A 24,525-nucleotide genomic window follows, 5' to 3' on the forward strand; every position below is an offset into this window, starting at 1 on the left:
ATTCCCCTCTTTATTTATTCTATGGGGAACGCCGTGAGCAAGGCAGACGTCAGCACCTTTCAGGGGCTAATCTTGGCATTGCAACAATACTGGGCCGAGCGTGGCTGTGTGCTGTTACAACCACTCGACATGGAAGTAGGGGCCGGTACTTTTCATCCAGCCACTTTTTTGCGGGCAATCGGTCCGGAAACATGGAACGCCGCCTACGTTCAGCCCTGCCGTCGTCCTACCGACGGTCGCTACGGCACCAACCCCAACCGCCTGCAGCATTACTATCAGTTTCAAGTGATTATGAAACCTTCGCCCGCCAATATTCAGGAGCTGTATTTAGACTCACTGAAAATGCTGGGTATTGACCCCGAGGTTCACGACATCCGCTTTGTTGAGGATAACTGGGAATCGCCAACCCTCGGCGCCTGGGGCTTGGGTTGGGAAGTATGGCTAAACGGGATGGAAGTGACCCAGTTTACCTATTTCCAACAAGTTGGCGGCTTAGAGTGCTACCCCGTTAGTGGCGAGATCACCTACGGGCTTGAACGCATAGCGATGTACTTGCAGGGCGTAGACAGTATTTACGATTTGGTTTGGACCAGAGGTCCCGCCGGCGATGTCACCTACGGTGATGTGTTTCACCAAAATGAAGTTGAAATGTCGCACTTCAATTTTGAAGAAGCGGACGTTACGCAATTATTTGCGCAGTTTGATCACTGTGAAGCCGAGAGCGAGCGCCTGATTGGCAAGGGCCTGCCACTGCCAGCCTACGAGATGGTAATGAAGGCTTCTCACGCGTTTAATCTCCTCGACGCTCGCCATGCAATTTCTGTCACCGAGCGTCAGCGTTTCATTCTGCGGGTACGGAGCTTGGCGCGAGCAGTAGCGCAAGCCTATTTTGACGCCCGTTTAAAACTTGGCTTCCCATTGGCCCCAGCACATCTGCGCGACGAAGTTATCGCTGCCGCCGAGGAGAACAAGTAATGAGCACCCGTGATTTATTAATCGAAATTGGCACCGAAGAGCTGCCACCCAAGGCCTTAAAAACTTTATCTGCGGCGTTTAGCGACAGTATCGCCAAGCAACTTGGCGCGATGGAGCTGAGCTTTACAGGCCTTAAAAGTTTTGCCACGCCACGCCGCTTAGCTGTACTGATTAGTGACTTAACAGAGCGCGCACCCGATCGTGAAATAGAAGTTTGGGGGCCGCCGGCAAAAGTAGCCTTCGATGCCGATGGCAAGCCGACCAATGCCGCAATGGCCTTTGCCAAAAAGAATCAACTCAATACTGATGACTTGCAAAACCACATAGCCAATGACGGCAAACAGGACAAACTTTGCTATCGCAGCCTTGTTAGCGGCGCCAATAGCGTTGATGTATTTGGCGATTTAATTAACAAGGCATTAGCGAGTTTGCCAATCGCCAAGCGTATGCGATGGGGCGCATCCCGCGCCGAGTTTGTGCGACCAATCCACTGGCTGTGTATTGTTTACGGCGAAGAGGCAATTGCCGAAACGGTTTTTGATTTGCGCGCCGACCGTATTAGTCGCGGCCATCGCTTCCACTGCAATGAAAGCTTAAATATCACGTCGGCCAGCGCCTACGAGACAATCTTGCAGGAGCAGGGAAAGATAATTGCAGACTACGATAAACGTCAGCAGCTTATTCGTCAGCAAGTGAGTGACTTGGGTAACGGCCTAGGTGGCACGGCGATCATTGATGACGATCTATTAGATGAAGTTACCTCGCTGGTCGAGTGGCCAGTGGCTTTAGCGGGCAGCTTTGAGCAACGCTTTTTGAAAGTACCGCCCGAAGCCTTGATCTCGTCAATGAAAGAGCATCAAAAATATTTCCACGTAAGAGATGCTAACGGCAAGCTTATGCCGAACTTCATTACCGTGGCCAATATTGTAAGTCGTGAGCCGCAGAAGGTTATTGATGGCAATGAGCGGGTTATACGACCACGTCTCAGCGACGCTGCATTTTTCTTTGAAACCGACTGCAAAACCAGTTTAGAAAGTCGCCGCGAGCGCCTGCGCAGTATTGTCTTCCAAGCCAAGCTTGGCACCATCTACGATAAGACCGAGAGGGTGGCAGCACTCAGCGCCGAAATTGCGCAGCTAATCGCCGCCGATGCGGCAAGCGCCGTGCGCGCTGCGAAACTCAGCAAGAGCGATCTCGTCACCGAAATGGTGCTTGAATTTGATGATATGCAGGGTATTGCGGGCTACTACTACGCCCAGAACGATGGCGAAGCTGCTGACGTTGCACTGGCAATGAATGAGCAGTATATGCCGCGCTTTGCCGGCGATGTATTACCCCAAACGGCCACAGGCACCATCGTCGCCCTAGCAGACCGCCTTGATACCATTTGCGGTATTTTCGCTATTGGTCAAATCCCGAGCGGTTCCAAAGACCCCTTTGCGTTGCGCCGCGCCTCGCTTGGCGTGCTACGTCTTATTATTGAAAACCAACATCCCCTAGATTTACGCCAGCTAATAGAATTAGCGATTAGCCAGCACAATGGCATTAAGGTTGCCGCCGACTTAGCCGACACCGTTCTAAATTATATTTTAGAGCGCTTAAAAGCGGGCTATGAAGACAATGGCATCGCTGCTGAAGTTTTTATGGCGGTCAGCGCCAAACAGCTTAGTGCGCCGCTGGATATCGAGCACAGGGTTAATGCCGTGCAGGCCTTCTGCCAATTGCCCGAGGCCGCAGCACTCGCTGCAGCCAATAAGCGGGTAACTAATATTCTCGCTAAAGTGGATGGCGGTATTGCGGACCAAATCGATACTAATCTTCTAGTTGAGGCCGCGGAACAAACCTTAGCCAAGCAGCTAAATGAACAACAAGTTATTGTTGCGCCGTTATTTGCTGCAGCTCGCTATGAAGAGGGCTTAAAATCACTGGCCGGGCTTCAGGCTGCGGTCGATGGCTTCTTTGATACGGTAATGGTAAACGCCGACGACCTGGCCTTGCGTAGTAATCGGCAGGCCTTGCTCAAGCAGCTGCAAGGCTTGTTCCTTGAGGTTGCTGATATATCCCAACTGGTAAGCGCGAAGTAGCCTGCTCGGCTATTGCGCTAATGTTTCAGCGCAATAGCCAACATTGGTATGACCAGCTTGTAGGTAAAATTCACGGACAGGATTTTTCAATGACGTTTTTGGCAAAAAGTATTTTGGCGTTTCGCTCGGCCCTGTTTTTTACAAGCTATGCGCTGATTACCATTTTTATCAGCGTTAGCGGTTTATTGTTCACTTGGTTTTTACCTTTCCATATTCGTGGCCGCTACTTCGTTTTGGGAAATGCCGCGATCATATTCATGTTGCGGCTTCTCTGCGGCGTGAAAACTGAAATACGTGGCGAGCTCCCCAAACAACAAGTTTATGTCGCCATGGCTAAACACCAGAGCCAGTGGGAGACTTTTTATTTACAGTGGTATCTCTTCCCTGTGGCGACCGTCGTTAAGCGTGAGCTGCTGAAAATACCTTTTTTTGGTTGGGCGCTGCAGGTAATGAATGCCATTGGCATCGACCGCAGCAACCCCCGCGCTGCAATGCGCCAAATCACTGAGCAGGGTTTAATTCGCCTACGCAATAATTACAGCCTTTTGATTTTCCCCGAAGGCACCCGCACCGAGCCAGGTGTTCGTGGTCGCTACGCACGCAGTGGCGCTAGTCTAGCCATCGCGGCCGGTGTGCCTGTACTACCAATAGCGCACAATGGGGGTCTTATCTGGCCAGCGAAAAGCCTATTAATTCGGCCCGGAACCGTCACGCTAATTATTGGCGAAGCCATCGATACCACTGGTCGTGAAAGTAAGGAATTGACCCTTGAAGTGGAAAACTGGATAGAAGATCAGTGCGCGGCAATCCATCAAGCCGCCTAAAAACAGGCGCAAAAGATTAAGTGAATACTCACTCACAAAAATCACAGTGGAAAACTGTGGCTAGCCTAGCTAAAGAACAGAGAAAGCAGGGGAGCGATTAATAATTAGGAAACCTGACCCTATGCAAAATATTGTATAGGGTCAGTAGTAACAGGTATTAAATGTCGAGGTTTGCGACTTTTAGGGCATTAGTCTCGATGAACTCACGACGAGGCTCGACATGGTCTCCCATCAGGGTAGTAAAGATCTGATCTGCCGCTACGGCATCCTCAATCGTCACTCGCAACATGCGCCGCGCCTCAGGATCCATTGTAGTTTCCCAGAGTTGCTCGGGGTTCATTTCGCCCAGCCCTTTATAGCGCTGTACATTAAGACCGCGTTCCGCCTGCGCCATCAGCCAAGTGATCACCTCATCAAACTCAGTGACCTCTAAGCGTTTTTCTCCCCGCTGTATATAGGCTCCATCTTCGAGTAAGCCATTAATATTTTCACCGAGGCCCAATATCGCCTGGTAATCCGCTGACTTGAAGAAGTCGCGACCAAACAGATAGTGATCACTCACGCCGTGAGAAATAATATCGATGCCCGGCAAGAAAATATGCAGCTCTGGATCTTCTACAATACGAACATCGTAGCGGTGTTGTTGATCCTTAAGCTCTAGCTCAACAGTGACTTCCGCCAGTGCCTCACACCACTTAGCCACAATAGCGCGATCGGCCAAGTCTTCCACCGCCAGTCTTGGAAGATAAGTGAGTTCACGTAAAACACTTGCAGGGTATAAGCGTGATAAACGCTTAATAATTCCATCTATTTTTCGATACTGCGTTATCAAATCTTCCAAGCCCGCACCGTTTATTGGCGCGGCTTCAGGGTTCACATAAAGCGCAGCACCCTCGAGTGCATTTTGAGTTAAGTAATTAGCAAACGCTGGCTCATCTTTTAGGTATTGGTGTTGCTTGCCACGGCCAATTTTAAAGAGTGGCGGCTGGGCTATGAAGATGTGGCCATTTTCAATGAGAGACGGCATTTGGCGGAAGAAAAAGGTTAGCAACAAGGTTCGTATATGCGAACCATCGACGTCAGCATCCGTCATGATAATAATGCTGTGATAGCGCAGCTTTTCAAGATTAAACTCATCTTTACCAATACCGCAGCCAAGTGCAGTAACAATCGTGCCCACTTCCACAGAGGAGATCATTTTATCGAAGCGCGCTTTTTCAACGTTCAGAATTTTACCTTTCAAAGGTAAAATTGCTTGGGTCCGACGATCGCGCCCCTGCTTTGCCGAGCCACCTGCCGAATCACCCTCGACTAGGTAAAGTTCGGAGAGGGCAGGGTCTTTTTCTTGACAATCCGCTAATTTACCCGGCAAGCCAGCAATATCTAATGCGCCCTTACGGCGGGTCATTTCACGGGCTTTGCGAGCAGCCTCGCGAGCGCGAGCAGCATCCATCATTTTCTGAACAATCTGCTTGGCCTCATTGGGGCTTTCCATAAGGAAATCACCAAATTTAGCGGTCATCGCTTGCTCGACAATGGTTTTTACTTCACTGGATACCAGCTTATCTTTGGTCTGCGACGAGAATTTTGGGTCTGGCACTTTTACTGACACTACCGCGGTGAGGCCTTCACGAGCGTCATCACCGGTTGTCGCAACTTTAGCTTTTTTAGCTAAGCCCTCGCGCTCAATATAAGTATTCAGGTTTCGGGTAAGACCAGCGCGGAAGCCCGCTAAATGGGTGCCGCCGTCACGCTGAGGGATATTATTAGTAAAGCAATACAGGTTTTCTTGGAATCCATCATTCCACTGTAGGGCAACTTCCACCACCACGCCATCTTGCTCGGTAGTGAAGTGGAAAACCTTATTGACCGGCGTCTTATTGGTATTAAGGTACTCAACAAATGCGCTTAAACCGCCTTCGTAGCAAAAGTTTTCATTCTTGCCGTCACGTTCATCAAGTAACTCTATTTTTATTCCAGAGTTAAGAAAGGCCAGCTCTCTGATGCGCTTTGCCAAAATATCAAAGTGGAATTCAATATTAGTGAAGGTAGCGGCAGAGGGCTTAAAGCGTATTTCGGTACCGGATCTTTCTGTATCACCGATGATTTTCAATGGTTCTTGGGGAACACCATGCTTATACAGCTGCTCATGGACTTTTCCGCCACGGCGAATCGTTAGCATCAGCTCTTCAGATAGAGCGTTAACGACGGATACCCCTACACCATGTAGACCACCTGACACCTTGTAAGTATTGTCGTCGAATTTACCGCCAGCATGAAGAACCGTCATGATAACTTCAGCCGCGGTGACGCCTTCGTCATGCATTTCGGTAGGTATTCCACGGCCGTCATCAGACACAGACACCGATTCATCTGCATGAATAACTATCTGGATCTTACTACAATGACCAGCCAGCGCCTCATCTATAGAGTTATCAACAACTTCAAACACCATATGGTGCAAGCCTGATCCATCGTCGGTATCACCTATATACATACCGGGACGTTTCCGTACCGCATCCAAGCCTTTAAGCACTTTGATACTCGAAGAATCGTAAGCTTTGTTCTCTGTCATTTATAAAACCTCTTGCGCCTGCGGTCAGGCAACGAGTTATTGTTGTTCTGCAGCAAAGGCTGCCAAATCCTATACATTACCCATAGCACGTTGGTGTATGGCAATTCCTATTTAACCCAAGTATTCAAGCTCCGAGTACTTGAGCTTCAACTACAAAACAGGGCTTATACTGCCATGTTCCACGTGAAACCTTTTCAAAGATCGCTCACCACACCATTCATTGTGAAGATCCGATTCTTTAACAGCAGTGGCAAAAACCTGCACACCCAAATCTATAAGCTCTAAAAACACCGCTCTGCAGCGCCCCTCATCAAGTTCTGCTGCTAAATCATCTATCAGGAATACTGTAGGTACTCCTTGGCTAAGTAAAACCTTGGATTGCGCTAACTTTAAAGCGCAAACAATTGTTTTAATTTGGCCGCGAGACAAGACCTCTCCAGCCCGCAAACGCCCGCACTTCAACACAATATCTGCTCGATGCGGGCCATTACGTGTAAACCCAGACTTAATATCCTGGCTTAAGTCTGCCTTTAGCGCCTCTGCAAAGGGCACTACCTCAGCATCTTTCCATCCCGCATAAAGCTCTAACGACAGACTCGGAATATTTCCAAGAGCCGAATCAGAACGATCCTCAGCAAACCGTGTGGAATTCTCCAAAAGCTTCCGATAAACCTCATCAAAAGCCACGGCTAACTGTTCAAAATGTCGCTGGCGCGCAGCACTTATAAGGGTAGCTGTGGACGCCAATTCCGCGTCCCATGGCGCCAATACCGAAGCCCCTATATTACCACGTCTAAGCAGAGAATTACGCTGTTGTAGCGCCTTCCGGTAACGAGGCCACAACTCATAAAAACCCGAGTGTTTCACGTGGAACACTCCCCAGTCTAAATATTGGCGACGAACACCTGGGCTACCTTCAAGTAGTTCAAAGCTTGCTGGATTTATCACCTGTACTGGAAGAACGCCCGCCAGTTCACCAACAGAAGCCAGCTTTTCGCCATTAAGTTTCACCAGCACCATGTCTTGGCGGGACCGACGAACACCGATAGAGGACAATGTTTCACGTGAAACATCGGCGCCTTTATTCTTACAACCAAACTCACCAACAAAAAACTCCCCCCTAACCGTAAGAGAGTCTTCTTCAAAGGAAATAACAGTCTGCATCTTTCGAGACCGAAACGAACGCGTTAAAGCCAAAGTGTGAATCGATTCAAGAACACTGGTTTTACCACTCCCGTTAAGGCCGTGTATAAAATTAAAATCCTCTAGCCCCAGCAAACTCGAGGCTTTAAGATTTCTAAAATTATGAATACTGAGCTTGCGAATGCGCACTAAATCAATACCAATTAAAACAGGAGGCCTGATAAAAGAGCAGGGGGGTGGCGGGATTGAGCTGTAAACAGAGGCCGCTTCCAGCCCCCACCAAACAGAGATTAATTACTTTCAAAAGAGTAGTAACTAGCGCGATACGAAAACGGATGAGGCACAAGACCCCATTAAAGCCGCATTGGCATAACAACATACTGACAATTGCCGCCATCTGCCTCTTCGACTAAAACTGAGCTATTAGCGTCAGAAAGCGAAAACTTAGCGGTATCCCCATGGATCGCAGATAAAACGTCCAGTAAATAGCTCACATTGAAGCCGATCTCTAAATTCTCACCCTGATAATCAACTGCAACCGTTTCTTCTGCCTCTTCCTGCTCTGGGTTGTTCGCCACTATGCGCAGCTCGCCATTGGTAAGCAACATCCGTATTCCGCGATACTTTTCATTGGACAGGATCGCTGTTCTGGCAAAAGCCTGCCGTAGATCAGCGCGGGCACCTAACACCACCTTAGTACTACTGCGTGGCAAAACCCGCTCGTAGTCTGGAAATTTTCCATCTATTAGCTTAGAGGTAAAGGTAAAATCTGTGGTTACCACTCTTATATGGTTGCTACCCACTATAACTTCGGCCTGCTCCTCTTCATTTATAAGTAGCCGCGCCAGTTCAACAACACCTTTGCGAGGGACAATCACCTGCACAAGTTGATCTACGTTGATGTCGCCAATATAGGTAGCCATCGCCAAGCGATGACCATCAGTAGCAACCATCCGCAGATGACCGTTACCTAGCTCGAGCAGCATTCCATTTAAGTAATAGCGCACATCCTGCTGCGCCATAGCGAAGCTAGTGCGCTCGATAAGCCGCTTTAATTCACCTTGTTTTAGTGAAAAAACCTGTCCGCCTTTTGCTTGTTCTACACTTGGAAAATCATTGGCAGGTAAGGTCGACAACTGAAAGCGACTGCGGCCGGCCTTCATAACAAGTTTTTGCTCGTCAAGCTGAATACTAATATCGGAACCGTCTGGAAGCGCCTTACAAATATCGACCAGCTTCTTAGCCGGAATGGTAATTTCTCCGCTTTGCTGCACCGCACCTTCCGGCAGCTGAACGCGACCGATAAGCTCAACCTCTAAATCCGTCCCCGTGAGTGCTAATTCCTGGCCATTTAGCACTAACTGAACATTCGCCAATATCGGCAATGTTTGACGGCGCTCTACAACACCGGCTACGAGATTTAACGGCTTGATTAACGCTTCCCGCGAAATCGAAAATTTCATGCTTTCGGTTCCTGTTCCTTATCAAAAATCTCAAGGCTGGCAGCCAGTAAACACGTGACCACCAAAAACACCCGACTATGGTATTACTTTATTATATTAAGCCACTTTTAGACATCAGCTTGTGAGCAGCCTGATCAAATTTTGATAGTCTTCTCGCATATCGCCATCTGTTTCGCGCAATTCTTTAATCTTACGACAAGCATGCAACACGGTAGTGTGGTCGCGCCCCCCAAAACCATCACCAATTTCGGGCAGGCTGTGGTTAGTTAACTCCTTAGACAAGGCCATCGCCACCTGCCTGGGTCTCGCCACAGAACGACTACGGCGTTTGGACATTAGATCCGCCATCTTAATTTTGTAATATTCAGCCACGGTGCGCTGGATATTATCCAAACTTACCTGCTTGTCTTGTAGAGCCAGTAAATCCTTAAGGGATTCTTTAATCAACGGTATATCGATTGGCTTGGCCATAAAGCGGGAACTGGCTATTACGCGCTTTAAAACACCTTCAAGCTCACGCACATTGGAGCGAACGCGCTGGGCTATAAAAAACGCCGCATCGGAGGGCAGATCAGTTTTATCCTGCTCAGCCTTTTTCATCAAAATGGCTACTCGCGTTTCAAGCTCCGGAGGCTCAACCGCAACCGTAAGCCCCCAGCCAAAACGGGATTTTAAGCGCTCTTCCAAGCCTTTAATTTCTTTTGGATAACGATCGCAGGTTAGGATCATTTGCTGACCACCTTCTAGCAACGCATTAAAGGTGTGGAAGAATTCTTCTTGCGAGCGATCTTTACCGGAAAAAAACTGGATATCATCTATCAACAGCGCATCTACTGAACGGTAATAGCGCTTAAACTCATTTATCGCATTCAACTGCAGCGCCTTAACCATATCTGCTACAAAACGCTCAGAATGCAGATAAACCACCTTGGCGTTTGGGTTTTGCTGCATCAGCGAGTTACCCACAGCGTGCATCAAATGGGTTTTACCTAAACCCACGCCACCGTATAGGAACAGTGGGTTATAACCGCGCCCAGGGTTGCTGGCAACCTGACTAGCAGCCGCACGCGCTAATTGGTTGGATTTACCCTCAACAAAGGTATCAAAGGTATAGCCCTGCATTAAAGAGCTTTGGTGGCGAATACCACCCTCAACCTCTACTTGACGCTGACCACTAATATTTTGCGGCGACGTTATAATAGCTGGCTGAGAATTAAAATCTGCGTTTGCTTCGCCATTTTGACGCTCACTGCGCGGCCGACTCGGCGGCGGCATTGGCGCGCGATTAATAACCGGCGGATTTGGCGGGGAGACAGGCTGACGACCATTAGCATTAGCGCCGCCACGAACAGGAATTGGCTGGCGATCTACTATGCCAAGCTCAACATCTAACTTTCGACCTGCTGGTGACAATTCAGACACCAACTCTAAGATGCGCGCAAAGAAACGATCATTTACCCAATCGCGAACAAAACGATTAGGTGCAAACAAAAAAATCAGATCCTCACCAAGTTCCACCTGCAACGGTCTGATCCAGGTGTTAAATTGCTGAGCTGGCAACTCGTCTTGCAAATGCGCAATACATTTCTGCCACGTCGCTTCTGACAACACCATTCTCCAAATTAGCTTAAATAAAAAAGTTTAGAACCTATAGATTTATCAGCCATACAGGCAGGCAAATACGGCCCAGAAGTGGATCAATAGCGATCGCTTATAAACAGCCTTATATGAGTTGCCATTCTACCGTTCAATAACAGAGTTATCCACATATTTAATCCCTTTCAAATTCAAAAATTAAATAAAACTCCTTAAATTTCAACATGATAAAATATAAAAATAAAACCAATCAAGAAAATCAACAAAACCACTCCACTGTGGATAAATCAGCACTATAACTGTGGATAAGCAGGGGGTACACTGTGCAAAACCACTCAAACATCCAGACTACGGTAAACCTCTATCTTGCTATAACAAGTGATTGCTATTGGGCGAGGTATCCACTAAAATTCGCGATCCGATTTTTCGCTGTATTGGGCTTCAAAACCAAACAGCGCCGACTGCGTAAGTCGGCTAATTTAGTCAAGGTCAGAGATCATGAGCAAAAGAACATTTCAACCAAGCAACCTGAAAAAAGCCCGCAACCACGGTTTCCGCGCACGCATGGCTACTAAAAATGGCCGCAAACTGATTAATCGTCGCCGTGCCAAAGGCCGCGTAGTACTGTCAGCTTAATTTTAGATTTGTAATATCACTGGCAACGCAGTGAATTTTCAGTTTGAAAAAACACTGCGCCTGCTAAACGCCAGCGAATACCAAGCGGTGTTCGATGAGTCACGCCTGAAAGTTTCCTCCGCTGAAATATTGTTTTTAGCGAGAAAAAACGATCTCGATCGACCTCGACTGGGTTTGGTTATTGCCAAGAAAAATGTGCGCCTGTCCGTTCAGCGCAACAGAGTTAAGCGCAACATTCGAGAAACCTTTAGACACTATCAACATAATCTAAAGGGTATTGATGTTATCGTGCTTGCTCGGCGTGGTCTCGACCAACTAGACAACGCGCAAATGCAAGAAATCTGTAGCCAGCTTTGGCAGCAATTAGAAAAACGAGCTGAAAAACGCTTCCGTCAGCGAGAGGGTTAAATACTATGCAGCGGTTGCTTATCGCCTGCATTTCGTTCTACCGCCTGTTTATCAGTCCTCTGATGGCTCCGCATTGCCGTTTTTATCCCAGTTGTTCCAGTTATGCTATAGAAGCTATAAAACTCCACGGCGCACGTCGTGGTGGCTATTTAGGGCTTAAACGCCTACTCCGTTGCCACCCCCTTAGCAGCGGCGGCTACGATCCTGTACCATCCTGCCACTGTCACTCAACCGAACTCAAACTTTCAAGGCATTCAAGCAATGATTGATATTCAGCGCTATCTCCTTATCGCCGCCATCGCTGCCCTCTCTTTTATGTTATTGATCGAGTGGAAGAATTTTGAAGGGCCTGAAACCATAATTGCCAGCTCAGCTGCAGCCGACAAATCTGTGTCACCGGTTACAAGCAGTGGCGATAGCGATTTACCAATACTTAACCAAGATGCAGCCAGTACTAGCTTAGCAGTCGCGGGAAATAACAGCGGTGGTTTCCTAACAGTGAGCACCGACGTTCTTAATATTAAAATAGACCTGCATGGCGGTGATATTGTCTACGCTGGTCTACCGGCATACACCGCTGACCTCGAGTCTGACGACCCCTTCGTTATTCTCGAAAGCAATGAAAAGCGCGACTATATCGCACAAAGTGGTTTGATTGGCCAGAATGCTACCGACACCGCCGGTGGGCGCCCCAAATTTATCGCCAACACCGACAGCTATGAACTAGCTGAAGGAAGCGACACTATTAATGTTGATCTTCACTATCAATACAGCGATCAAATTAACATCGTCAAGCGCTTCCACTTCAAGCGTGGCGAATACTTGATCAAAATTGAATACTTAATCGACAACCAAAGCGATTCAGCGTTTCAAGCAAGCTTCTTTGGTCAATTAAAGCGCGGGAATAGCACCGACCCCAGCGTGGATGGCGAAGGCGGTATGTTTGCCATGAAGCCCTTTATGGGTGTGGCTTATGCCGACAACGAAGACAAATACAGCAAATTGGCTTTCGGTAAAATGAAAGACAAGCCTCTAAAAACCGCCGTCAATGGCGGCTGGATCGGCATCATCCAGCACTATTTCCTAAGTGCATGGATACCTAACCCAGAAAGTGTTAACGAACTCAGCACCATCGTCACCAAACAGGGAATTAACATCGCCCGCGTTACTAGTGCGGCAGTTACCGTTGCTCCTCACAGCCAAGGCAGCGTTGCCTCTTCTTTCTACACTGGGCCAAAAGACCAGTACCGCTTAGAAGAAATCTCACCTGGTTTAGAGCTGACCGTAGACTATGGCTTTCTGTGGTGGATTGCGCAGCCACTATTCTGGTTGCTTACCAAAATCCACGGCGTACTTGGTAATTGGGGTTTCGCAATTATCGGACTAACGATGTTGGTAAAAGCGGCATTCTTCCAACTAAACGCTAAAGCCTTCACATCCATGGCGAATATGCGCAAAGTGCAGCCCAAGCTGGTCGAACTAAAAGAACGCTATGCTGACGACCGCCAAAAGCAGTCCCAGGCCATGATGGAGCTTTATAAAACCGAGAAAATAAACCCACTTGGCGGCTGCTTGCCAATGGTTGTGCAAATGCCAGTATTTATGGCCCTGTACTGGGTATTAATGGAAAGTATAGAGCTCCGCCACGCACCCTTTGTTTTATGGATTCAAGATTTGTCGGCAATGGATCCGTATTTCATCCTGCCCTTGGTGATGGGTGTGTCGATGTTTATACAGCAGCGTCTTAATCCGCCGCCACCAGACCCAATGCAAGCCAAAATCATGCAGTGGATGCCGGTAGTCTTCACCTTTTTCTTCCTGTTCTTCCCTGCGGGTTTAGTACTGTACTGGGTGGTCAACAACACCTTATCCATCATTCAGCAGTACTTTATTACCAAGCATATAGAAAAGAGCGGGCTTCCCACTCGCTGATAGCCCACTATGGAAAACAGCTATCAAGACACTATTGCAGCAATCGCTACACCGCCCGGCAAAGGCGGTGTAGGTATTGTTAGGGTATCTGGCCCTAAAGCCTTAGAAATTGGCGAGCGACTACTTGGTAAAACTAATTTAAAACCCCGCTACGCCCATTACGGCAGCTTCTTTGAAGCTAGTGAAGATGGCCCTCGCAGCCTAGACCAAGGCATTGCCCTGTATTTTCCCGGCCCAAATTCCTTTACCGGCGAAGATGTTCTAGAGCTTCAAGGCCATGGCGGGCCTATCATTCTTGACTGTCTACTCCGCGAAGTTATTAAGGCTGGCGCCAGAATGGCCAGACCCGGTGAATTTTCTGAGCGTGCATTCCTCAATAATAAAATCGACCTCGCCCAAGCAGAAGCGATAGCCGACCTAATTGACAGCGCTTCCGAACAGGCAGCACGTCAGGCAGTGCGCTCCCTTGAAGGTGAATTCAGTAAGGAAATAAACCAGCTAGTAGAAGCCATTACCCAGCTGCGTATTTATGTTGAAGCCGCTATCGACTTTCCCGAAGAAGAAATCGATTTTATTAGTGACGGCCGCGTAGCTAGTGAATTAAACCGTATAAAACAACACCTCGAGCGGGTATTTTCCTCGGCTAAACAGGGCAGTATTCTCCGCGAAGGCATGACCGTAGTAATCGCTGGTCGCCCCAACGCCGGAAAATCCAGTCTATTGAATGCCCTTGCTGGCAGAGAATCAGCGATTGTTACCAATATCGCCGGTACTACTCGCGACGTCCTTAGAGAAAATATTCTCATTGATGGGATGCCACTGCACATCATCGATACCGCTGGTTTACGCGACAGCGACGACGTAGTAGAACAAGAGGGCATTAAACGAGCATGGGCTGAAATAGCCAATGCAGACCGCATCTTACTGGTAATAGACAGCCAAGACGCAGAGGATGAAACGCAAGCTATTCCCAGCGAGTTGCAGCCATTTATTGCCCAGCAGAAACTCAGCATTATTTATAATAAATGTGATCTGTCAGGCCACCCAGTAACGATAGATAATGGCGATATCACGCGCATATACTTATCTGCGAAACAAACCACCGGCATTGATCTTCTCCGCGAACATCTTAAATCCTGCGTTGGCTACAACGACGGCGACACCCCCTATATTGCCCGACGCCGTCATATTGAAGCCCTCAATATTGGCCGCGAACACATTCACGCCGGCGAAAAACAACTAGTCCACTACAATGCTGGTGAGTTATTGGCTGAAGAGCTACGAATCGCCCAACAAGCACTGGCGGAAATTACTGGCGAATTTAGCTCAGACGACCTGCTTGGCAGAATTTTCTCCAGCTTCTGCATCGGTAAATAGGCACAAGCGCTTACAACCAGCGATAGTCAAAATTACTCTTTTAACGCTACACTTAATACTATTGAAAAAATTAAGGATAGCCGATGTCCCGTGCCAAAAATAAGCACATAATCCCTTTGGCCATAATAGGGTTTAGCGTGGCAACGCCGTTACAGGCAAACTTCCTGTCAAACGACGACCTACCCATCGTATTAACGCCCGCACGCCTTAAGCAGAGTCGCAGCGAAGTACCCGCCAGTGTCAGCGTCATTGACCGCGAAATGATTAAAGCATCCGGATTATTAGAGATACCCGAACTGTTTAGGCTTATTCCAGGCACTTCTGTTGGCGCCCGCGACGGTTGGAATTATGTAGTTAGCTATCACGGCAGTAATTATCGCGACTCTCGGCGAATGCAGGTATTAATCGATGGCCGCTCGGTATACCAGGCAGGTCTTGCAACAGTAGACTGGAATGACATCCCAATCACTATTGAGGATATCGAACGCATAGAAGTCGTGCGTGGACCGTCTACGGCAAGTTATGGCGCCAATGCCTTTCTCGGCGTAATCAATATCATCACCAGACACCCAGCCGATATTCCCTATTTAGAAGGCAGTGCCCAACGGGGCTCGGAGCACGCCGAAAACTACCGCATTAGCCACGCGGATGAATACTTGGGGGGCCACTACCGGATCACAATCGCCAGCCGTCACGACGACGGCTTCGATATAAAGAAAAATGGCCAAGAACGCTTAGATAGCAAAACAGTACAACTATTTAACACACGCTACGAGCGGCAATTTAATAACATCAGCCTCAGTTTAAACTTAGGCTATAAAGAAGGCCGTGTTACCGACGATTACTCTGATATTGATGTCACCTCCCCAGACACCAATGTCGATGACTACTACTTTTCGTCAAAAATCGAGAAGGAGCTCTCTGTATTCCATAGTGTTAAATTTCAATATGACTTTTCTGGCCAGCAACAAATTCATCGCTGGACAGCACAAATTCCACCTTTTTACACCGACCTAGCCAATAACCCAGCGCCATTAATACTCGTCGACGCCAACGAAGATCAACAAGTAAATCGGCACGATATCGATTTTCAAGATACTTATATATGGAATGAAAGCGTAACCAGTGTGGCCGGCGTTCACTTAAAGCAATCCAGAGTTAGCTCAGAAACCTATTACGGCGGAACAATTAAAAGTAATAATTATCAATTTTTTTATAATATAGAAAAAAAATTATCCGATAAATTTACAGTGAACAGTGGTGGGTCCTATGAGTATGAAGAAGACATAGGTAAAAACTTCTCACCTAGACTCGCTTTTCACTACCACGTAAATAAGAATAATAATTTTCGATTTATCTATTCTGAAGCAATAAGAACACCAGACTTATTAGAAACTTCAGCAAACTGGACCTACACAGGTCGCAATATTAGACCGGCAAATGGCGGCCCCACAACGGCAGTGCTCTTACAAACAGCAAAGGGTAACCCCAATCTAAAACCAGAGTTAATACAATCTCGGGAAATTGGCTACTACGGAAATTTTTATAACTTACACTTGCAGTGGGATGTAAAAATTTTTAGCGACCACCTAGAGCAGCTAATGTCTAACTCTATATCACTAGATAGATTTGATCCCGTTAATGATAGTTACCTAAAACAACAAGGTATTGAAACCGAAATAGATTATAGGCCGAGTCATCAATGGCTTCTTCACGGCAGTTACGCCTATATAAAAGATGAGTCGAACACGAATACCGAAACCACATTTACACCGAGAAATTCGGCCAGCGTGTTAGTGAGTTATAAATACACACCCAGCATCCAGATTTCACTTTCAAAGTATTATGCTAGAGCAATAGGCACCTCTGAAAACAAATTTTCGCGAACCGACATTAGGCTAAGCAAGACTATTAGCTTCAACAAAAGTGAACTTGAGTTAAGTTACAGTGGTCAATACCGTAACGACGACGACAGTGAATTATTGCGAGACAATATTTACACTAACAAACTTCGTCAATTACTTGGCGTTACATTGCGTTACTAAATATCGACAAGGGTCAAGGATTAGCCTCTTGAGAAATTATTTATATGGATTATTTTTATTAATTTTATGTGCACCGGCTTTTTGTCAAATCAAAAAGCCGGTGATAGACCTTATATTGCCTGAACAAAACTCAAAACTAGAATTACTTTCAAAAAAAATAGCAGATAACCAATACTTTACTGTAAACACCTACATAAAAAATTTACCACAAACTAAAGACCGTGGTGAAATACTCCTTACTGTCTCTGAAAAACTACTACCTTTATTAAAGAACAGCCCATACAAAGCAAATTTTGCGCTTTACGTAAATTCCATTGTATACCAATCTGAAAATTACAAAAACACCACAGCTTTGTATTCTGATCAATCTATGCATAAACAACTCGCGCTCATTTCCGCTATCTACAGCTTTACGCCACTTAGGGTCGGCATTGCATATCAAGATCCTCACTATATTTATGAAATAGAAAAAGAATCTAAAAACTTTCCATTAATGAATTTTGTAATAGAACAGGCTACAGGAAAAACTAAATTACGAACCATTAATAGAATAATACAAAGTAGCGATATTGTTCTAGCTACACCAGAGTCTTCTCTATATAACTCGCAAACTATCCGCTCAATATTATTAAGTAGTTATCGCCACCAAACGATGATCATTGGACCAAACGAAGGTTTTGTTAACGCTGGTGCTTTAGCTTCTATCACAACAAGTCCCGAGCAATATACCGACGAAATAATCGCCATGATTAATTCATATATTGAGTCAAATACTATTCCTAAACCACGCCATCCTAGCCATTACAGCGTAAAACTAAATTACAGTGTTGCAGAATCACTAGGTATTGACCTTCAGTCCGAAGCTGAACTCCTTCAAGAAATTGCAGGTTACGAATTACAATGAGTCTTCGTCATTACATAAAAAAATATACCATTTTCCAACAAATTCTCATTGCTGGTATCGCTCCCTCTATTATTTTATTCTCTGCATTATTTAGCTACTCACTGGTCGCGAGGCTTAATGACGCCGAGCGCAGCCAACAGGAAATTGCAAAACGAATTGCAGAAAACATCGCCGCCGTTAGTGAACTTGCTATTATTAGCGGCAACGATACTCAACTACTCGACATAATGGGTTCTGCTTTAGCAAGCGATCTTCTGTCAATCACTATTCTGAATTCAGAAACGGGGAAATCACTGAGCTTAAAAAACCACAGCAACAACAGTGATATCTACCAAGTAATCACCGTGCCTATTCTGCAGCATAGTATTACCTTAGAAGATCCCATAACCGGCGAGGGTACTAAGAACAGCCAAGACAAGCTTATTGGCAGTGTCAGCATCAAACAATCCAAAGACCAATTATTACATCTTCAACAACGCATCATCAGAATTTCGAGCTTTATTGGTCTGTTATCGATGTTTATCAGTATTGCTCTGGCTTGGCTAATTAGTCGCCGACTATCCAGACCATTAGCTGAAATTACTCAGGTAACCAAAAATATTGCAGAGGGAAATTATTTAAGTCGAATTGAGACGTTTAATCGCGGCGAACTCGGTGAGCTGCAAACCCATATTAATGATATGGCCAAGAGCATAGAGCAACAGCAAGATGAACTAAAAGAGCACCTTCAACTGTTGCAAATAGCGAAGGAAGAAGCAGACCAGGCAAACTCGGCAAAAAGTATGTTTTTAGCAACCATGACCCATGAATTGCGTACCCCAATGAATGGCGCACTCGGCATGTTGCAACTCCTGTCTAATACCAAGCTCGACGCCGAACAAAACCACTATATTGATATAGCCAGAGAATCCAGCGAACACCTACTTAACATCGTAAATAACATTCTCGACTTTTCAAAAATAGAGAAGGGTGAATTAAAACTCCAGGATCGTTATTTCTCTGCCCCACAATTGTTCGACAATCTACTTGCGCCACTACGTTATGACGCGGAGAAAAAAGGCCTCACCTTTAGCACGTATATCGACCCGCAGCTTGAAACATTAAAAATACTCGGAGATGACACCCGAATAAGGCAGATTCTACTAAACCTCGCTGCGAACTCGGTTAAATTTACCCACCAAGGCAGTATTACCATACGCTTAAGCGCCCTAGAAATAGCCAGTGAGCAACTAAACCTCGAACTTAAAATCAGCGATACCGGCATTGGTATCAGCGATGCAGATCAAAAAATCATCTTTAACAGCTTTAGGCAGGCCGATGGCTCGCATCGCCGTCGCTATGGTGGCTCAGGTCTTGGCCTCGCTATCGTTCGCCGGCTTTGCGAGCTCATGGGTGCTCAAATAGAGCTCAATAGCGAAAGAGATCGTGGCTCAGACTTCTACGTGCGTTGGTCTGCACCTTACCAACTGAATAACACTCAAGTAAGTAAAAGTAAGCCACTGCTAGGCGACTCCTTAAATGCTAAATCAGCGCTTATTGTTGAAGACAACCGTATAAACCAATTACTTATGGATAATATTCTGCGCCGCTGGGGAATGCATACCACTTGCTGTGACAACGGTGAAGAAGCCTTGGTTGAGCTAAAAAAGCAGCATTTCGACGTCATTTTAATGGACTTACAAATGCCTATTATGGATGGCTTTGAGGCGACGAAAATCATACGCCAACAGGAAGAATACGCTGAAACTCCGATTATCGCTTTAACTGCCAATAACTTTCAGGAAGACAGAGAGCAATGTTTTGCCGTTGGTATGAATGATTTCCTGAGTAAACCCGTGTCACTAACCATATTAAAGAAAAAAATCGCCCATTGCTTAGCGCAAAGTCGTGGGACAAGCCTTATGGAAGATGTGGATAATACAAAGGAATAAGTGGCATTACGCACAGGCAGAAAATAAGTGCCAAGTTATCCACATTTCGTCCCCAACTCCCCCCCATGATCCTGACAGCCTCCCTGTGGATAAAACACCTACTTATCATCATATAAAATTCTTTAAATTCAGTAAGTTAACGAAGTTATCAACAAAAATGGCGTTCTTAATAACTACATCAGTAATAAGTAACATAAGATATTTAAGATATATGTACATAAAAGATTATATAAATACTAACTGATTAAATTTTCACCAATTCATTGCAGGATGCCTGGATACACGTATAATTTCGCTCCTTCTCATTTTCTTCTCTTTAGGTGTCTCGTGGATTATCCGCAGCATTTCGACGTTATTGTTATTGGTGGTGGCCATGCCGGAACCGAGGCCGCCTTAGCGGCAGCTCGTATGGGTTCGGCAACCCTACTGTTGACCCATAACATAGAAACCCTAGGTCAAATGTCTTGTAACCCCGCTATTGGCGGTATTGGTAAAAGTCATTTGGTGAAAGAGATCGACGCTTTGGGTGGCGCAATGGCAAAAGCCACAGATCTCGGCGGTATCCAATTTCGAGTGCTCAACGCTCGTAAAGGCCCTGCTGTGCGAGCAACACGTGCCCAGGCAGATCGTGTTTTATACAAAGCCGCGATTCGCACGATTCTTGAAAACCAAGAAAACCTCGCAATTTTTCAGCAAGCTGTTGACGATCTTATTGTTGAAAACGAGGAAGTCCGTGGGGTCGTTACCAATATTGGCTTGCGTTTTTTTGCTAAAAGCGTCGTACTTACCGCGGGTACCTTCCTCGGTGGAAAAATTCATATCGGCTTGAACAATCACAGTGGTGGACGAGCCGGTGATCCACCATCGATTGCATTGGCTTCGCGTTTGCGAGAATTACCTTTTCGGGTAGACCGCCTAAAAACAGGAACACCACCACGAATTGACGCAAAAACAGTCAATTTTGAAGGACTGGAAGCGCAGTGGGGCGATACCCCGCGGCCAGTGATGTCGTATTTGGGCAATCGCAATCAACACCCAGAGCAAGTCTGTTGCTGGATCACCCATACTAACGAAAAAACCCATGAAATTATTCGCGGTGGCTTAGATCGCTCGCCAATGTATACCGGAGTGATTGAAGGTATTGGTCCGCGATATTGTCCGTCTATAGAAGATAAAGTGCATCGCTTTGCCGATAAAACTGGGCATCAGGTTTTTATCGAGCCAGAGGGCTTAAATACCCACGAGTTATATCCCAATGGTATTTCAACCAGCCTGCCGTTCGACGTGCAGCTAAACTTGGTTCGCTCGATCAAAGGCTTCGAAAATGCCCATATGACACGGGCAGGCTACGCGATTGAGTATGACTATTTTGAACCTCGCGACTTAAAATACTCGCTGGAAACTAAATTCATAAAAGGCCTATTTTTTGCAGGTCAAATTAACGGCACCACCGGTTACGAAGAGGCCGCGGCTCAAGGCTTGCTCGCTGGCGCTAATGCCTCACTTTTGGCGCAAGGTCGTGAAGCCTGGTGTCCTCGCCGAGACGAGGCTTACATTGGCGTTCTGGTTGATGATCTTATTACCATGGGCACCAAAGAGCCTTACCGCATGTTCACTTCGCGTGCGGAATATCGCTTGCTGCTGAGAGAAGATAATGCGGATTTGCGTTTAACCGAAAAAGGCCGTGAATTAGGCCTAGTGGATGATGCGCGTTGGGCGGCTTTTTCAGCAAAACGTGAAAATATCGAAATTGAACGCCAGCGCTTAGCCGAGTGTTGGGTGCAGCCGGGTAGTAGCGAAGCGGCAATTTTGGCTGAAAAAATCGAAAAACCGCTCAGCCACGAGTACAACTTGCTGGATTTGCTCAAGCGTCCTGAACTCAAGTACACCGATTTAGCGCCTTTTGCTCAGGGCGAAATGGGTATAGTCGACGAACAGATCGCAGAGCAGATTGAAATTGGAGTGAAATACGCCGGTTATATCGACCGTCAACAAGACGAAATTAATCGCCTACGTCGCCATGAAGATACCCGTTTGCCAGTTGATTTCGATTACAGCGTAATCGAAGGCTTGTCGAATGAAGTGAAGCAAAAACTGGGTAATACGCGGCCGCAAACCTTGGCACAAGCCTCGCGTATACCGGGGGTAACTCCAGCAGCAGTGTCGCTATTACTGGTTTATTTGAAAAAACGTGGCTTGCTGGATAGGAAAACTGCCTGAGTGGATGTGTTAAAAAAGACCCTTGATGAAGGGATTACTGCCTTGGGCCTCGACGTTAGCGAGGCCCAGCGAGATCTGTTACTTAAGTATGTCGCACTGCTTCACAAATGGAATAAGGCCTATAATTTAACCGCCATTCGCGACCCAGAGGCCATGATCTCGCGCCATATTTTGGACAGTCTGAGTATTGCACCGTATATTAGCGCCAATCGCTGTCTAGACGTGGGCACAGGAGCGGGTTTACCGGGTATACCCCTGGCGATTATTTTTCCAGAGAAGCAATTTGACCTGCTCGACAGCAACGGTAAAAAAACGCGGTTTTTGATTGAAGCAAAAATGCAGCTTCAATTAACGAATATAAGCGTCCATACCGCTCGGGTTGAGCAATTTCAAAGCGATGTTTTATTCGATGGAATCTTGTCACGGGCGTTTGCCTCACTGCTCGATATGGTAAATGGTTGCCAAGGCTTGCTCAGTCCAGAGGGCAAACTTTACGCAATGAAAGGCGTTTTTCCTGAAGGGGAGTTGAGTCAACTCCCAAAACACTTTATCGTCGAGCATTCGCACGTTTTGTCTGTGCCCGCCGTGGACGAAGCCAGACATTTACTGGTTCTTAGCCGTCACTAATCAGCAACACCATATAGCGCAATTGACAGGGAAATTTCGTGGCCAAGGTATATGCAATCACCAACCAGAAAGGTGGCGTGGGCAAAACCACGACCAGCGTGAATCTGGCCGCGTCCCTGGCGGCAACCAAACGCAAAATCTTACTTATTGATCTAGACCCCCAAGGTAATGCCACCATGGGTTGCGGAATAGACAAAGCCAGTTTGGAATACTCGGTTTACGATGTGCTGGTCGCTGGCCGCAGTGTTGCAGACTGTGTAGTGGCTGCACCTGAATGTGGATTTATGGTCTTACCGGCCAATCAAGACTTAACCGCAGCAGAAGTTGAATTGCTGAATGAAATAGGCCGCGAATTTCGCCTCCGTGAAGCTTTAGCGCCGATTTTAGGTGATTACGACTATATTCTAATCGACTGCCCTCCATCCCTTAATATGTTAACAATCAATGCGTTAGCAGGTTCTGGAGGCGTAATTATTCCCATGCAGTGCGAATACTATGCACTGGAAGGTTTAAGTGCTTTGATTAATACAATAAATCGAGTCAAGCAGCTCATAAACCCCAAATTAGAAATTGAAGGAATTTTGCGGACCATGTTTGATGGCCGCAATAGCTTAACAAACCAAGTAACTGACGAGTTACGTCGGCATTTTGGTGAAAAATTATACAGCACTGTTATCCCTCGCAATGTCCGTCTCGCGGAAGCGCCTAGCCACGGCCTGCCAATATTGTTTTACGATAAACAATCAAAAGGCTCCTTGGCATATTTGGCCTTAGCCGGCGAAATGTTGCGTCGCGCTGGGAAAACAGATCCCCACGGTGACGTAAAAGAAGACGAACAGCTTGGGCAAATTCATGGTTAAAAAACGAGGTTTAGGTCGTGGCTTGGACGCCTTGTTGGGCGAAGCGTCAACGCCAGTCGCAATAGACACACAAGATCACGTGGCGAGCGCCATTGCAGCAGAAGACGAGGCCGTTGTGTCAACGCCGAGCGGTTCAGTTTCTGCGGATGGTACGCTGCGCAATTTACCTGTTGAGTTTATGCAGCGCGGCCGCTACCAGCCACGTCGCGATATGCAGCCAGAAGCGCTAGAGGAGTTAGCTAACTCTATTCGCTCACAAGGTATTATGCAGCCAATAGTTGTGCGGCCAATCGACGGCGGCCGCTACGAGATTATCGCCGGTGAACGGCGCTGGCGCGCGTGTCAATTAGCGGGCCTAGACTCCGTACCTGCGTTGATTCGCGATGTGCCAGACGAAGCCGCTGCGGCGATGGCTTTGATAGAAAACCTCCAGCGCGAAGATTTAAACCCCATGGAAGAAGCGCTAGCCATGGTGCGCTTGCAAAAGGAGTTTGAATTAACCCACGCCGAAATTGCGCAATTGGTGGGTAAATCGCGGACAACAATCACTAACTTACTGCGTCTCACTGGTTTGCGGGAAGAAGTGCAGATCTTGCTCGAAAATGGCGATATTGAAATGGGTCATGGTCGGGCGCTATTGGGCTTACCCCAAGAAGAACAATCCGCTGCCGCTTCGATGGTAGTGAGCAAGGGCTTGTCTGTTCGTCAAACCGAAGCACTGGTGCGGCGTTTAGTTGACGAAAAAAACATTAGTAAACCACAAAAGTCCCTCGACCCCGATATTAAGCAATTGCAAGAGAGCTTGTCGGAGCGACTCGGCTCACCGGTTGCTATTGCCCACAGCGCCAAAGGGCGAGGCACGGTCAGTATTAAATACAGCAGCCTCGATGAACTAGACGGCATTTTAAATCACATTAAGTAGCGT

19 protein-coding genes are annotated in these 24,525 nt (G+C 46.8%); 15 read left to right on the forward strand and 4 right to left on the reverse strand.

Going from position 1 to position 24,525, the window contains the following annotated elements; genetic code table 11:
• The first annotated feature begins 33 nt into the window (after positions 1-33).
• The 3 genes from glyQ (at position 34) to AB4876_RS04000 (ending at position 3,883) form a co-directional block, all read left to right on the forward strand.
• A complete protein-coding gene (glyQ, locus tag AB4876_RS03990; RefSeq protein WP_368380352.1) occupies positions 34-975 on the forward strand; it encodes a glycine--tRNA ligase subunit alpha in 942 nt (313 codons plus the stop codon).
• On the forward strand, positions 975-3,059 hold the full coding sequence (glyS, locus tag AB4876_RS03995; RefSeq protein WP_368380353.1) for a glycine--tRNA ligase subunit beta: 2,085 nt from the start codon (positions 975-977) through the stop codon (positions 3,057-3,059). Before glyQ ends, glyS begins: the two co-directional genes overlap by 1 nt.
• Before the next feature lie 89 nt (positions 3,060-3,148).
• Positions 3,149-3,883, forward strand: a complete 735-nt coding sequence (locus AB4876_RS04000) for a lysophospholipid acyltransferase family protein (RefSeq protein WP_368380354.1) — start codon at positions 3,149-3,151, stop codon at positions 3,881-3,883.
• A 157-nt stretch (positions 3,884-4,040) separates the two neighbouring features.
• On the opposite strand, the gene gyrB is transcribed toward AB4876_RS04000, so the two are convergent.
• The 4 genes from gyrB to dnaA all read right to left on the reverse strand — a co-directional run bounded on the left by gyrB (position 4,041) and on the right by dnaA (position 10,672).
• Entirely contained in the window at positions 4,041-6,458 is a 2,418-nt protein-coding gene (gyrB, locus tag AB4876_RS04005) for a DNA topoisomerase (ATP-hydrolyzing) subunit B (protein ID WP_368380355.1), read from the reverse strand.
• Between the two features lie 150 nt (positions 6,459-6,608).
• Complete coding sequence (gene recF, locus AB4876_RS04010; protein ID WP_368380356.1) at positions 6,609-7,790, reverse strand: DNA replication/repair protein RecF; 1,182 nt, start codon at positions 7,788-7,790, stop codon at positions 6,609-6,611.
• Positions 7,791-7,954: 164 nt separating this feature from the next.
• Complete coding sequence (gene dnaN / locus AB4876_RS04015; RefSeq protein ID WP_368380357.1) at positions 7,955-9,064, reverse strand: DNA polymerase III subunit beta; 1,110 nt, start codon at positions 9,062-9,064, stop codon at positions 7,955-7,957.
• A gap of 114 nt (positions 9,065-9,178) precedes the next feature.
• The gene (gene dnaA / locus AB4876_RS04020) at positions 9,179-10,672 is read right to left on the reverse strand and encodes a chromosomal replication initiator protein DnaA (protein WP_438273398.1); all 1,494 of its coding nucleotides are present in this window, start codon (positions 10,670-10,672) and stop codon (positions 9,179-9,181) included.
• A 486-nt stretch (positions 10,673-11,158) separates the two neighbouring features.
• Here dnaA and rpmH point away from each other — a divergent pair, with 486 nt between their 5' ends.
• The 12 genes from rpmH (at position 11,159) to AB4876_RS04080 (ending at position 24,522) form a co-directional block, all read left to right on the forward strand.
• Positions 11,159-11,296, forward strand: a complete 138-nt coding sequence (gene rpmH / locus AB4876_RS04025; RefSeq protein ID WP_219043305.1) for a 50S ribosomal protein L34 — start codon at positions 11,159-11,161, stop codon at positions 11,294-11,296.
• Positions 11,297-11,326: 30 nt separating this feature from the next.
• Positions 11,327-11,704 carry a ribonuclease P protein component gene (rnpA, locus tag AB4876_RS04030; protein ID WP_368380359.1) on the forward strand — a complete coding sequence of 126 codons (378 nt, stop codon included), beginning with the start codon at positions 11,327-11,329 and terminating at the stop codon, positions 11,702-11,704.
• A 5-nt stretch (positions 11,705-11,709) separates the two neighbouring features.
• Positions 11,710-11,973 (forward strand): membrane protein insertion efficiency factor YidD, encoded by a 264-nt coding sequence (yidD, locus tag AB4876_RS04035; RefSeq protein WP_368380360.1) that lies wholly within the window; start codon positions 11,710-11,712, stop codon positions 11,971-11,973.
• Positions 11,966-13,636: a membrane protein insertase YidC gene (yidC, locus tag AB4876_RS04040; RefSeq protein ID WP_368380362.1), complete on the forward strand. Its 1,671-nt coding sequence runs from the start codon at positions 11,966-11,968 to the stop codon at positions 13,634-13,636. Before yidD ends, yidC begins: the two co-directional genes overlap by 8 nt.
• Before the next feature lie 9 nt (positions 13,637-13,645).
• Positions 13,646-15,013, forward strand: coding sequence for a tRNA uridine-5-carboxymethylaminomethyl(34) synthesis GTPase MnmE (gene mnmE, locus AB4876_RS04045; RefSeq protein WP_368380363.1), 1,368 nt, complete (start codon positions 13,646-13,648; stop codon positions 15,011-15,013).
• A 137-nt stretch (positions 15,014-15,150) separates the two neighbouring features.
• Complete coding sequence (locus tag AB4876_RS04050; RefSeq protein ID WP_368380364.1) at positions 15,151-17,058, forward strand: TonB-dependent receptor plug domain-containing protein; 1,908 nt, start codon at positions 15,151-15,153, stop codon at positions 17,056-17,058.
• Positions 17,059-17,086: 28 nt separating this feature from the next.
• On the forward strand, positions 17,087-17,962 hold the full coding sequence (locus AB4876_RS04055) for a hypothetical protein (protein WP_368380365.1): 876 nt from the start codon (positions 17,087-17,089) through the stop codon (positions 17,960-17,962).
• Positions 17,959-19,893: a response regulator gene (locus AB4876_RS04060; RefSeq protein WP_368380366.1), complete on the forward strand. Its 1,935-nt coding sequence runs from the start codon at positions 17,959-17,961 to the stop codon at positions 19,891-19,893. The genes AB4876_RS04055 and AB4876_RS04060 overlap by 4 nt, the downstream gene beginning before the upstream one ends.
• 327 nt (positions 19,894-20,220) lie before the next feature.
• Positions 20,221-22,113: a tRNA uridine-5-carboxymethylaminomethyl(34) synthesis enzyme MnmG gene (gene mnmG, locus AB4876_RS04065; RefSeq protein WP_368380367.1), complete on the forward strand. Its 1,893-nt coding sequence runs from the start codon at positions 20,221-20,223 to the stop codon at positions 22,111-22,113.
• Positions 22,114-22,740, forward strand: coding sequence for a 16S rRNA (guanine(527)-N(7))-methyltransferase RsmG (rsmG, locus tag AB4876_RS04070; RefSeq protein WP_368380368.1), 627 nt, complete (start codon positions 22,114-22,116; stop codon positions 22,738-22,740).
• Positions 22,741-22,778: 38 nt separating this feature from the next.
• Positions 22,779-23,600, forward strand: a complete 822-nt coding sequence (locus tag AB4876_RS04075; RefSeq protein ID WP_368380369.1) for a ParA family protein — start codon at positions 22,779-22,781, stop codon at positions 23,598-23,600.
• Entirely contained in the window at positions 23,593-24,522 is a 930-nt protein-coding gene (locus AB4876_RS04080; protein WP_368380370.1) for a ParB/RepB/Spo0J family partition protein, read from the forward strand. Before AB4876_RS04075 ends, AB4876_RS04080 begins: the two co-directional genes overlap by 8 nt.
• The last annotated feature ends 3 nt before the right edge of the window (positions 24,523-24,525 follow it).

This window comes from Zhongshania guokunii (assembly GCF_040892635.1).
GTDB lineage: Bacteria > Pseudomonadota > Gammaproteobacteria > Pseudomonadales > Spongiibacteraceae > Spongiibacter > Spongiibacter guokunii.